Origin of the sequence: Kitasatospora sp. NPDC002227 (assembly GCF_040296285.1) — a bacterium.
GTDB lineage: Bacteria > Actinomycetota > Actinomycetes > Streptomycetales > Streptomycetaceae > Kitasatospora.
In genome coordinates, this window is the sequence record NZ_JBEOWY010000129.1 from 1 (window position 1) to 1,383 (window position 1,383).

The following is a 1,383-nucleotide window of genomic DNA, read 5'->3' on the forward strand; positions in this document are numbered from 1 at the left end:
GGGTGTGTCCAGCGACTGGTGTATCTCGTGTTGTGTGAGTTACCGGCGGCCGACGGAGAGGCGACCGTCGAAGGCGATGTCGAAGGCCTGGAGAGCGGGCTTCCAGCGCATGGTCCAGCGTTTGCGTCCCTGGCCAGTGGGGTCCAGGCTCATGACGGCCATGTAGACGCACTTGAGCGCGGCGGCCTCGTTCGGGAAGTGTCCGCGGGCGCGGACGGCCTTGCGTATGCGGGCGTTCACGCTCTCGATCGCGTTGGTCGTGCAGACGACCCGGCGGATCTCCGCGTCGAACTGCAGGAACGGCACGAACTCGGCCCAGGCGTTCGACCAGAGCCGAACGATCGCCGGATACTTGGCGCCCCATTCCTCCTGGAACTCCAGGAAGCGTTCCTCGGCGGCGTCAGCGGTCGGCGCGGTGTAGATCGGCTTGAGCGTGCGGGAGATCTTGTCCCAGTCCTGGCGGGCCGCGTAGCGGAACGATGCCCGCATGAGGTGGACGACGCAGGTCTGGGTGATGGCCTGCGGCCAGACCGTCGAGATGGCGTCCGGCAGGCCCTTCAGGCCGTCGCAGACCACCATGCACACGTCTTCGACGCCGCGGTTCTTGATCTCGGTCAGGACCTGGAGCCAGTACTTGGCGCCCTCGCCGCCGTCGCCGGCCCACAGACCGAGGATGTCGCGGGTGCCGTCCACGGTCACCGCGAGGGCGACGTAGATCGGCCGGTTGGCGACCTGCCCGTCACGGACCTTCACGTGGATGCAGTCGATGAAGATCACCGGGTAGACCAAGTCCAGCGGGCGGTTCTGCCATTCGGCCATCCCGTCCATGACCTTGTCGGTGATGGTGGAGATGGTCGACTTGGACACGCTCGCCCCGTAGACCTCGGCCAGGTGCGCGGAGATGTCACCGTGCGTCAGACCCCGTGCGGACAGGGACAGGACCATCTCGTCGACACCTGTCAGCCGCCGCTGGCGCTTCTTGACGATCTGCGGCTCGAAGCTGCCCTCACGGTCTCGGGGCACCTCGATCTCGACCGGTCCGACGTCCGTCAGCACGGTCTTCGCCCGGACACCGTTACGGCTGTTGCCGCTGCCCGCACCGGCCCGGTCGTGCTTCTCGTAGCCGAGGTGGTCGGTGATCTCGCCCTCCAGGGCGGACTCCAGCACCCTCTTGGTCAGCTGCTGCAGCAGCCCACCCTCGCCGGTCAACTGGAGCCCGCTCGCGCGGGCCCGGTCGACCAGCTGCCCGATCAACTGGTCGTCCAGCAGGTCCGCCGACAGCTCGACCGGCCGGACCTCTTCAACCGCCTCAACCGAGGCGATCACGTCGCTCATCAGGTGCTCTTCCTTGATCGGGAGATACACCGGTCACCGTACAGACCC

1 protein-coding gene is annotated in these 1,383 nt (G+C 67.0%); it reads right to left on the minus strand.

Features of this window, described 5'->3' with window-relative positions; genetic code table 11:
- Positions 1-39: 39 nt before the first annotated feature.
- The gene (locus ABT095_RS38775; RefSeq protein ID WP_350534341.1) at positions 40-1,335 is read right to left on the minus strand and encodes an IS256 family transposase; all 1,296 of its coding nucleotides are present in this window, start codon (positions 1,333-1,335) and stop codon (positions 40-42) included.
- Positions 1,336-1,383 lie beyond the last annotated feature (48 nt).

Coding starts and splice junctions, on each gene's coding strand:
- ABT095_RS38775 (WP_350534341.1), bottom strand. CDS start 1,335: ATGAGCGACGTGATCGCCTCGGTTGAGGCGGTTGAAGAGGTCCGGCCG.